Genomic DNA, 9393 nt, shown 5'->3' with positions numbered 1-9393 from the left:
GGAACGCCCGCTTTGTCCAGAACCGGGACAATTGCATCGATCGAGCCCGAGCCCGAGCCACCGACGATCGCTATATTTTTGTCTGTGACGAGCTTTCGGGCGTTCCTCTCCTCTTCCCGGCGAAGTCGAGTCCGTCGTTTGTGAACACGGTGGTGCCGCAGGCCTTCGCGCTGGTCCCCACCTTTCCCGACCAGGCGCATGCCGTAGTGTCCGCCGCCTTCCAGAAGACAGGCGCCGGCAGCGTCTTCCTCGTCCGCACGGTGTCCGACCAGAACGATGCCATTCTTGCGAAGGTCGAGACAGCCGTGCGCGATGGTGGCGGCGCATTTCTCGGCACGGCAATCGTGCCTTTCGGCGCCGACGTGACGCCGGTAGCCCTTCAACTCGCCGAGGCGCGACCGGATTATGTGGTGTTCACGTCTGCTCCCGCAGAAACCACCAAGATCGTCAATTTCCTTGCTGGTAAGGACACGCTGCCCAAGAAGGCGATCCTGGGTACGAGCTCGCTGCCTGGTAACACCTTCCTGCAAGGGACCCCACCGAGTGCGCACGGTCTACTGTTCAGCCTGGCAATTACCAAGCCACCTGCGGACCCGAGCGCAGCCGAGTGCCTGGAAGCGGTGGAAAAGTACTACCCCGGCGCGGAGGTCGACACAGTGACCACGTTCGGGTGCGCGATCGCGCAAACGGTGGTCGCGGGACTCGAGATGGCCGGACCCAACCCGAGCAGCGAGAGCCTGGCCGATGCGTTTGCCTCCATGCGGGACCATCAGACCAGTCCTCTCATCCCGCCCGTAACGTTCTCTCGAGATTCGCACATGGGCCTGACGTCATTGCCGGCGGTCACTGTCAAGGACGGTGTGTACGAGGCAGTCGAATCGGTCAGCGTACCGGTTCTGCAGTGATGCTTACCCGATAGTCACTGGAGGTGTCATGAGTCTGTTCTTGGAGACGGTTCTGAGCGGCGTCGCTGTCGGCATGCTGTACGGCCTGATGTCCTTTGCGATGGTTGTGCTTTTCAAGACAACCGCGACAGTAAATTTCGCCCAGGGAATGATGGGCACGGCAGCTGTCTTCGTCGCCTTGACTGTAATGGTCGATTTCGGCGCCTCCCTTGTCGTGGCCGTCGTGATGGGGTTGTTGTTCAGCACAGTCTTGGGCGTGGTCAGCTTCTACGCCGTCATCCGTCCCAAGCCGAGGGCGGACAAGACGAATGTGATCATCAGAACGCTGGCCCTGTCGCTCGTACTGGCCGCATTCATAGACCGATTGAAGGGAGTCGGCCAACCGTTTCAGTTTCCACAGCTTGTGACCTCCGGCAGCGTCGGTATTCTTGGGGTTCGCATCGACTATTCCCTGATGGAAACGGTCGCCGTGGCAGCGATTCTCCTCGGTGGCTTCAGTCTCTTCTTCAGATTCTCCGGCGCTGGTCTGCTACTTCGCGCGGTAGCCGAATCCCGCGAAACGGTCAGGTTGCTCGGCGTCCGGAGCGACCGATTGTGCGCGATAGCTTGGGGGATCAGCAGCTTCTTGGCCGCAATCGTAAGCCTCTTGGCTGCCAACCACGCCTACGTCTCGACATTCATGCTCGAGGGCTACTTGCTCTATGCCTTTACGGCAGCGATCGCTTTCGGGCTCACGAGCCTGACCGGGGCGGTCATCGGCGGCGTCAGCGCGGGTATCGTCAGCAATGTAGTGGCAACCTACTTCGGGCCCGACGCGGCCAACCTCGTCATCTTCGTGGCACTCATCACCGTCCTGGTCATTCGTCCCCAGGGAGTTTTCGGAGAGCGGAGCGTACATCGTGTTTGAGCAATCGATACCGCGACAGCAGCGAAGGTCCCCTTATCGGTACTGGGGCCTGTCCGCGACACTTGTAGCGCTTGCAGCCCTCGGGATGATCGTTCGTGACCCCTCCTGGCAGTACATTCTTATACTCGGTATGGCATGGGGCACCGTGGCCGTCGGGATGAACCTGTGGCAGGGGCACCTCGGCGAGATCTCCTTCGGCCATGGTGCCTTGGTCGCCGTTGCCGCGTATACCTGGACAGTCACGAGGACCGCGGGGATGTCTCCGTTTCCGGCGCTCGTTGTCTGCCTGGGCGTCACCCTGGTTGCGTGCGGGATCGTTGCGCTGGCAGTGGTTCAACTTTCGCATTTCGGTTCGGCAGTGGCCACGTTCTTTCTGGCGTTTGTCGTGGCGGCCGGCCTACAGTCGAGTGCGTTCGTCAGTCTTACGGGTAGCCAGTCTGGTCTGCTGGTTCCGGAGCTCCTCGTTCTCGGCGTCGACCTCGGAAACGGCGCTGGGCTGTATTTTCTTGCGCTCTGCTTCTTGGCGCTCGTTCTCTTCACCTCCTCAAATTTCGGCAGTGGACGGCGCGGGCACGAGCTACGGTTGATACGCTCGAGCGAGCAGGTTGCTTCCTTGCTGGGCGTCAGGGTCAAGCACGCTAAATGGACCGCGTTTGTCTTTACAGGACTCGGTGCAGCGTTGGCAGGAATTGTGATCTCCCAAGGGCTTACGGTGATCACCCCAGATTCGTTCGGGGTGGCGGCGTCCATCACGCTGGTCGCGATGGTTGTCGTGGGTGGGCAAGGAACCTTGTCGGGCCCATTGCTCGGTGGGCTGTTCTTCGCAGTGTTGCCTGCCGTGTTTCACGGCGCTCCTGAGAACCAGGCCCTATACGCAAGCATCACCTTCCTTGTCTTTGTCGTGCTGGCTCCGGCGGGGATTCTGGGTGCGCTGTCGAAGTGGAGTGGTGGAGTTCACTTGTGGGGGAAAGGCACTGTCGCGCGGCGAGCACCCGAGCGTTCCGGCACTGCGGTGGACATGACCGGCGATCTCGATAGCGCTGACGCCGGCGAGCCCTCATCCCAGGATCTCGATCGTACGGCGCTGGGCCGGGGCCAGAATTCTGCGGAAGATACCGCGACTGCAAGGACCGAGGTCGCCGCGATCGAGCTTGCCGGCGTTGGTGTCGCTTTTGATGGGGCGCAGGTACTTCATGGAGTCGATCTCGCGGTAGGGCACGGTCGGATCCATGCCTTGATCGGTCCAAACGGCGCCGGTAAGACAACGTTGATCAACACGGTCACCGGCCTGCTCCGACCGACAAGTGGCGAGATCAGGATCAATGGTCGCGAAACCACCACGATGTCGCCACCAGAAATCCGTGCGACGGGAGTCGGACGCACCTTTCAGAATCCCTCGCTCGTTGATGACTTGTCCGCGGTAGAGAACGTTGCCCTAGGTCTTTTGCATCAGCACCGTCGCTGGCTGCTGGTAGATCTGTTGCGCCCGACGCCCGGCCGAAAAACGGATGCCGATATTCGAACCAGGTGCGAGGAGGCCTTGTTTCTCGTCGGCGTATCCGCGTCTGTGTGGAACAAGAGGGCAGATGAAATCTCTCTGGCTGACAGGAAACTGGTCGACCTGGCCAGGTCCTTTGTGTCGGAGCCGAAGGTCTTGTTGCTCGACGAACCCACAGCCGGACTGGGTGAACATGAGATCCACTGTGTGGAGAATGCGATTCGAAAACTACGCAGCAGTGGGAGAGTCACGATTCTACTCGTCGCCCACCATATTGCGTTCGTGCGGCGAGTAGCCGATACCGTCACGGTTCTGGACGGCGGGGAGGTTTTGGCCTCCGGAGAACCAAACCACGTCACGCGCGACGAGCGGGTACTGGAAGCCTTCGTCGGCAAGCCGGTCGAACTGCCGGACCCGGAGCGTGAATCGGACTCCAACCCAGTCCAGTCAACCGCGGTCCGCGTGGCTGGGTCAGTTGGCGCCCTATCTTCCTCGAAGATTCCTCAGGCGGAATCGCTCAGCGTGAATCTGTCGTCACAAGGCTTGGCGGTTACCGACCTGACCGTCGGATACGGACCCACGCGCGTTCTCGACAAGGTTTCCCTGCATGTCTCCCGCGGAGAACTCGTCGGCCTTACAGGCAGGAATGGCGCGGGAAAGACGACACTACTACGCGCTCTGTCCGGGGTGATCCCCCGCGGAGAGGGTCTTGTCACCATGGATTCGATGCCGGTTCCTTCGTCGCCAGTGGCGGCGGCCAGATCTGGGTTGATCCATGTACCCGAGGGCCGGGGCGTAGTCGGATCGCTTTCTGCGCTGGCCAATCTGCAGGTCGGGGCCTTGGCGGTCGGCCACAAATTGACGAATGAGGACCTAGATCAGATTTTGGACCGGTTCCCGGGGCTCAGGTCCCTGTTGGACCGCCCCGCAGGGCTATTGAGCGGCGGTCAACAACAGATGCTGGCGATAGCCCGGGGACTTGCCGCCGAACCTTCCATTCTGATGGTGGACGAACTCAGTCTGGGGCTATCGCCCAAGGCGACAAGCGAAGCGCTACAGGTGTTGTCGGACCTGGCCCGCGAAAACGGTGAGGGTGTGCTTGTCGTCGATCAGAATATTCAGACGCTTTCGAGTGTCTGTGATCGGTTGTACGTCCTGAGGGATGGGTCTGTCGTCGAACTCGAGGGAGACGCCGGATCGATTCACCAGTTGCAGGATGTCTATTTCTAACCTCAATACCGGTAGGCGTCGTTTCCGAAGGGGGCGGGTCTGTCCACCTGGCGATTTGCCGTCGTCGGCCTCTGTAGGCAGCGCTGGGTGAGGCCGACTGAATTAGCGCGCGTTTTCGGAGTGAATGATGACTCACCTCTGTGACCTGGTAGTTGATCCGCACGCTGTACTGTCCTGCCCGGTCGCCGGAAAGCTCCTCCAGGCGGTTACCTGGCGGTACTCGTAGGTCGTTGACGTCGGTGGCAGCGTCGGGGACCAGGAGATTGTGGTGCGAACACCCACGCAGAGCCAGTGCTCGCCCTACGTCTACCGGGTGGCCGGGCGGGAGGTGCCGATCGTCGACGGTACTGAGCTCGGGAAGGGTGAGGTGTTCGTTCGACAGCTCGACGAGTTTTCAGGACGATTGCGATGACTGGTGAGGGGACCGCGATCGCCGCAAGGTCTGATACTCCCTCTGCCTGTCCGCTGTATCCCTGGGGGTAACCCTCTGTCTCCCAGGGATACTCCTGTCCGAGGGCGGGTGGGCGCAGCACTCGAGTGATCGGGCGGTTATTCGATCGCGTAGCCGATTAGGTCGGCAGCTCCGGCCAACCGTGATGCGAATCCCGGGTGGTCGAGGGGAAGGGTCATCTCGGGCCGATCCGGGAACGCCTGGGCGGCGGGCGTGAAGAGGGCGACGCACAGTCCACCGGCGAATCGGCCTCGGTAGGCGAGCCCGTCGAGATCCGGGTGGGCGGCGCGGATGGTGCGTGCCCAGTGCTGGGCGATGCCGTGTGCCGCGGTCGAGAGCGCGAAGTTCGCTCCGACGCGCGTCGGCCATCGGCCGGGCCCGTGGACGGCGACGTCGAGGAGATGCAGGGGCCGGGTGAACCGCACCGCGGTCAGGTAGGGCACACGGGTGCGGGTATCGATCACCCGGGTGGTCTGGAACGCCTCGGCCAACGCACCGGGCACATCGGCGGCGCCGTACCAGACCCCGTGGCGGGCGTGGTCCCGGCGCGGCATCGGGTGCGGGTCGCACCGCAGGACCGGACCGAAGGTGCGCAGGGTGTTCCACGGCAGGACGTGTTCGCCGCGGGTGGGGTGCACCCGCCAAAGAAGGGTGTAGGTGTCTAGGGTCAGGTATTCGTCGGATGTGATTCCGGCCGCGCGGATCGCCTCCACACCCGGCGGGTGGGGTAGTGCTGGGGGCATCGGCGGCTCAGGCCGCCAGGTACTGGTCGACGACCGACAGGGCGTCCTCGACCGTGCCGCCGGTGAGCAGCCAGTCGAGGACCGAGTTCGGGGCACCGTCGACGACAAGGGACAGTTGCGGCGTCGTCAGCAGACCGTGGATCGACAGGGGCTGCATGTTTTCGGGCAGGGCCCGCAGAACGGCGTCGAGGCCGGGCACCTGGCCGTCGTCGGTGAACTGTACGTCGGGGAGCAGCAGCCGGTTCGCTCGCTTGATCGCCCACAGACTGCGGTCGCCGACGCGTTGTCGGACGCGGGAGGCGCCGACCCCGCCGAGTCGTTCGGCGGCCTGCTCGACGGTCAGGGCGCTGTCGAGCAGGCGACGCATCCGTGCGGTCCGGTCGGCGACGGCGGTGGCCAGGGCGAGAGGGGATTCGGGTGCGCCGCCCGCGTCGAGGAGGTCGGCTTCGTGGGCGGCCAGGGACGCGGCGGGGTGTGTGGCGGCCCGCAGCGCGTGCAGCAGGGGCAACAGATCGCGGCGATCGATACTCGGAGTGTCGAGCGCATCGGCGGCGGCGCTTTCGAAGTCGACCTCACCGGCCAGGTAGCGGTCCTCCACATCGGTCATTCCCACCACCTCCTAACAGTCACTAACAGTATATCGTCCTGTTAGTGAGGGGAGTGTGGGAGTTGTCCGGGCCCGGCACGGCATCGCCGCCCGCGGATCCGCACAGGTCGACGCAGGTGGAAGAGCAGCATGGTCCTTGTCGCGACCGCCGCGCCGAACCACCCAGCGGGATCTGTCCGAGCGGACGGTAGCTGCTCAGCTCCGCACACAGCAGGGTGGCCGCAATCCAGTCGAGGAACTGGTCGAGCATCTGCGGCCCCGGCGTCCCACCGCGGAGCAGGACGTGCACGCGCAGCACACCGACGGGCAGAACGTGGTCAGGTCAGGGCAGCCGAAGGTAGCGTCAGGCACGTCGAAGTCTTCCTGATAGGCAGAGTGGGAACCTCCGCCCTCGGAAGACCTCGACACCTGCCCCGGGACCGACGCGCCAGCCACCATCCAACCAGTGACTACACCCTCAACTGTGAAGGACCGGAATAATCCGGACGATGGTCGAATTGATGATTCCCCTACCTGCAACACGTGTATGCGTATGTGGCTCCTCCCATGGGAAGAGCATGACCTCGTTCCCCCGGACCGCATTGATACAGCCCCGACTAATTCGCGGGCGAGGTTCGGATAGCTCGTCGGGACGAGACGGCCTCACCGGTCCCAGGCCTCGGCTTCATGCCAGGCGCGGTCGCCTGGGGATCCATCAGTGCGTGCACGCCGCGGCCCACGTCGGCTCGGGTCACCCGACACCGTGTGCCGGGCGAGCCGGACTGGCGCGACCGCGTCGGTGCGACCGACACGTGGCCGCTCATACCCCATAGATTTCAGGAAGTGCTCAATGTCGGTGCAGCTGAACCACACCATCGTCCACGTCCGTGACCGCGCGGCTTCGGCGCGCTTCTACGCAGACATCCTCGGGCTCCCGGACCCGAAACCCTTCGGCCATTTCATGGTCCTGCCGCTGAGCAACGACGTTTCGCTGGACTTCCTTGACACTGGTCGGGACATCTCGCCCCAGCATTACGCCTTCCTCGTCTCGGAGGACGAGTTCGACCGGATCTTCGAGCGGATCACACAGCGAGGCCTGGACTACTGGGCTGATCCCGGACACCAGCAGCCCAGCACGATCAATCACAACGACGGCGGCCGGGGCGTGTACTGGTCCGACCCGGACGGGCACAACCTCGAGATCATCACCCGCCCCTATGGCGGCTGACCGACGACTGGCAAACAGCGCACGTCATGCGATTGAGTGTGACCCGGACCGACTACGACTGGCGCGCCTCTCCTGCGGCGGTGACCGCGCACCTGCAGCAAAGCGGCTCGGGCCGCCTTTCGCGGGCCCGGACACCGTGTGGCTGCCCGACCACCGTCCCAGGTGAGCCCGGCTGCCGGAGACCGTGCCGATATTCAAGGCATACAAGGCAACTGGGTTATCTGGCCGCCTGCGCCACGCCGGGTGCCGCTGGGCACGATGCTCATCACCGCGACGTCCCGCCCCGCGGGGCTGCTGGTCAGGGTCGTCCCCACCTCGATGTCCTCTCCTGGGGCCGCGCCTGGTCTCGGTGTCGGAAACGGGCCTAGCGGTCCATTCGGTGGCGTCGGGGTTGGTGAGGTCGCGGCGGTCGGCGGCGACGCGGTCGAGCTCGGCGAGCAGCATGGTCGCGGGGGCTGTGGACCTGGAGCGCTGCGCGAAATCGGCGAGGACGTCCGTGACGGGGGCGTTGCTGATCCGGTGGAGGTGCTCGATGCGTCCGGCGAGGGCCTGTGCTCGCTCGTCGTCGGTCTGTGAGGCGAGGGTGGGCAGGTGCTCGCGACGGTCTCGTGGTGCTGCCCGCCGGGCGTAGAAAACACACGCTGGACGAGCGCGACCGACGGCAGCGGCCCACCTTCGTCGGTAGTCGTGTCGGGACTGCCGGGCCTCGATCCGTTCAGTGCCCCACGCGGCCGCCGGACGCGATTGGCACCCCGTCCACTATCCGCGCGCTCCGTGGCACCTCACGCGCCTACCATTGAGGCTAGTTCGGCGCGGAGAGGACGTGTGCAATGACTACGAATCCGACGGAGCCGTACCGTATCGGCGCTGTCACCACGGCTTTCGCACTCACCTCGCGGTCGCAACAGCGTCGACCGGTCGCGTATTCGAAGCCGGTTCTCCGGGTGTTTCCGCCCACGAGCGAGAGAACCGCCAAAGTGGCGATGGTGACCGTGTACGCATTGATGGCGATCACCATCGCTTTCATCGCCCTGCACGAGGCAGGCTTTGTCGTCTAGCGGCCTCCTCCTGGGCGGACGGAGGGCAACGATCTCTTCACCCTCGGACAGATATCTGGCTGACCGTGATGCTAGATGCGGAGGCCCTGGCCGCAGCACCCTGCCTCCCACCCCGGTAGCCCTGCCCAGTCGTGTTCTGCGGATCATGGAACGGACGGCGTTCGGTTCTGCGTATCGCCCCGGCGGCGACGAGGTGCTGGCCAGATCCGCCGCCGTCCTCGCGTGGTCTTCGGGGCTCGGTTTCGGGCTGCCGGGGCTTTACGCGATCGCGCACCTGGTCCGGCACGGCGAGATCGCCACGTTCCTGGGCTATCCGACCTACGGCCACGGCGAGTTCGAGAACCGGTGCGGGATCCGCACCACCGTACCGTTGCTGTCGGCGTTCGTGGTGGTATGCGCCGCCGAGTGTGGTGCCGGCGCGCTGCTGTGGCGGCGGCGCCGGGCCGGCGCGGCCCTGGCGTTGGTGCTGCTGCCGGCCGAGACCGTCTTCTGGGTCGGGTTCTCCCTGCCCTATGGACCTGTCGCCGCCGCGGCGCGAACGGCCCTGGTGCTGCGGTACCGGCGGCGGATGCCCGGGCGGACCCGGAAGTTGGCCTGACGCGCATCCCGGATCGGTGTGGGCACCTGTTTCGGCGGGGCGGTGTTCCGCCCGCTCGATCGGCGCGACTTCGGCGGTGGCCCGAAGGGGCGGGTCCGGCCGGGCGCGATACCGGGGCCGTCGTACGGGCGGGGGCGGTCGTGGTGATGGTGTCGGAGTGTGTGCCGTGGCGGTGGCGGGCGACGGTTG

9 protein-coding genes and 1 pseudogene are annotated in these 9393 nt (G+C 64.6%); 7 read left to right on the top strand and 3 right to left on the bottom strand.

Going from position 1 to position 9393, the window contains the following annotated elements:
- The 3 genes from AIIKEEIJ_RS08325 to AIIKEEIJ_RS08315 all read left to right on the top strand — a co-directional run.
- Positions 1 to 905, top strand: a 905-nt coding sequence (locus AIIKEEIJ_RS08325; RefSeq protein ID WP_161995406.1) for an ABC transporter substrate-binding protein, incomplete at its 5' end; no start/stop codon positions are given.
- A gap of 28 nt (positions 906 to 933) precedes the next feature.
- Positions 934 to 1812 carry a branched-chain amino acid ABC transporter permease gene (locus tag AIIKEEIJ_RS08320; RefSeq protein ID WP_065922162.1) on the top strand — a complete coding sequence of 293 codons (879 nt, stop codon included), beginning with the start codon at positions 934 to 936 and terminating at the stop codon, positions 1810 to 1812.
- A gap of 85 nt (positions 1813 to 1897) precedes the next feature.
- Complete coding sequence (locus AIIKEEIJ_RS08315) at positions 1898 to 4540, top strand: ATP-binding cassette domain-containing protein (RefSeq protein WP_274386557.1); 2643 nt, start codon at positions 1898 to 1900, stop codon at positions 4538 to 4540.
- A 145-nt stretch (positions 4541 to 4685) separates the two neighbouring features.
- Here the strand turns inward: AIIKEEIJ_RS08315 and AIIKEEIJ_RS33950 are convergent.
- From AIIKEEIJ_RS33950 to AIIKEEIJ_RS08300, 3 genes and pseudogenes are all read right to left on the bottom strand, one after another.
- Positions 4686 to 4802: pseudogene (locus tag AIIKEEIJ_RS33950) on the bottom strand (type II toxin-antitoxin system RelE/ParE family toxin); the annotation flags it as partial.
- 287 nt (positions 4803 to 5089) lie between these two features.
- Positions 5090 to 5734 carry an RES family NAD+ phosphorylase gene (locus AIIKEEIJ_RS08305; RefSeq protein ID WP_202916754.1) on the bottom strand — a complete coding sequence of 215 codons (645 nt, stop codon included), beginning with the start codon at positions 5732 to 5734 and terminating at the stop codon, positions 5090 to 5092.
- A 7-nt stretch (positions 5735 to 5741) separates the two neighbouring features.
- Positions 5742 to 6341 (bottom strand): hypothetical protein, encoded by a 600-nt coding sequence (locus AIIKEEIJ_RS08300; protein ID WP_065922164.1) that lies wholly within the window; start codon positions 6339 to 6341, stop codon positions 5742 to 5744.
- A gap of 829 nt (positions 6342 to 7170) precedes the next feature.
- Between AIIKEEIJ_RS08300 and AIIKEEIJ_RS08295 the strand changes: the two genes are divergently transcribed.
- From AIIKEEIJ_RS08295 to AIIKEEIJ_RS08280, 4 genes are all read left to right on the top strand, one after another.
- Complete coding sequence (locus AIIKEEIJ_RS08295) at positions 7171 to 7548, top strand: VOC family protein (RefSeq protein WP_161995404.1); 378 nt, start codon at positions 7171 to 7173, stop codon at positions 7546 to 7548.
- 162 nt (positions 7549 to 7710) lie between these two features.
- Positions 7711 to 8124, top strand: a complete 414-nt coding sequence (locus AIIKEEIJ_RS08290; protein WP_161995403.1) for a hypothetical protein — start codon at positions 7711 to 7713, stop codon at positions 8122 to 8124.
- Positions 8125 to 8378: 254 nt separating this feature from the next.
- Positions 8379 to 8606, top strand: a complete 228-nt coding sequence (locus tag AIIKEEIJ_RS08285; protein ID WP_202916755.1) for a hypothetical protein — start codon at positions 8379 to 8381, stop codon at positions 8604 to 8606.
- 145 nt (positions 8607 to 8751) lie between these two features.
- The gene (locus AIIKEEIJ_RS08280; protein WP_161995402.1) at positions 8752 to 9204 is read left to right on the top strand and encodes a hypothetical protein; all 453 of its coding nucleotides are present in this window, start codon (positions 8752 to 8754) and stop codon (positions 9202 to 9204) included.
- Positions 9205 to 9393 lie beyond the last annotated feature (189 nt).

This window comes from Rhodococcus sp. YH1, assembly GCF_009939605.1.
Taxonomy (GTDB): domain Bacteria; phylum Actinomycetota; class Actinomycetes; order Mycobacteriales; family Mycobacteriaceae; genus Rhodococcus; species Rhodococcus aetherivorans.
This window is presented reverse-complemented; position numbering and strand designations above follow the sequence as displayed.